Source organism: Massilia sp. 05N420 (genome assembly GCF_056397205.1).
Genome location: NZ_JBFTMX010000225.1, coordinates 1 through 402 on the forward strand (window position 1 = coordinate 1; position 402 = coordinate 402).

Below are 402 nucleotides of genomic sequence, written 5' to 3' on the forward strand. Positions count from 1 at the left end.
TCTTTCGCCGGCGCTCGCATTGATGGCCTCATGCGAAATCTTTCGCCGGCGCTCGCATTGATGGCCTCATGCGAAATCCCGACCTCCCGCGCGAATGCCGGGTAGGCCGCATGGCTGTCGGTCACCAGCAGCACGTCGCGCGCCAGGCGCGGCCCCAGGTGTTGCACCAGCTGCCGCTTGCTGACGCTCCCCTTGCCGGTCACGGCGTCGATGGTCTGGCCGCTGCGATCGCGTGCCACCAGGATGCACACTTGTTCCTTCGAGATCCCGCGCCTTGTCGCCTTGCCGCCGCGTCTTCGTGGCGGACGGCCGAGATGTCTGGACCCCTTGTGCGATTCGAGCACATACATCTCATCGGCTTCGGCGATCCCACTCAGCCGCTGCGGGCGGTCATCCTTGCTC

Annotated in this window: 1 protein-coding gene; it reads right to left on the minus strand. The window is 65.9% G+C overall.

Annotated elements, in window-relative coordinates:
* On the minus strand, positions 1 to 402 hold a 402-nt coding region (locus AC1DIX_RS28080), incomplete at both ends, for an IS1595 family transposase (RefSeq protein WP_477328655.1).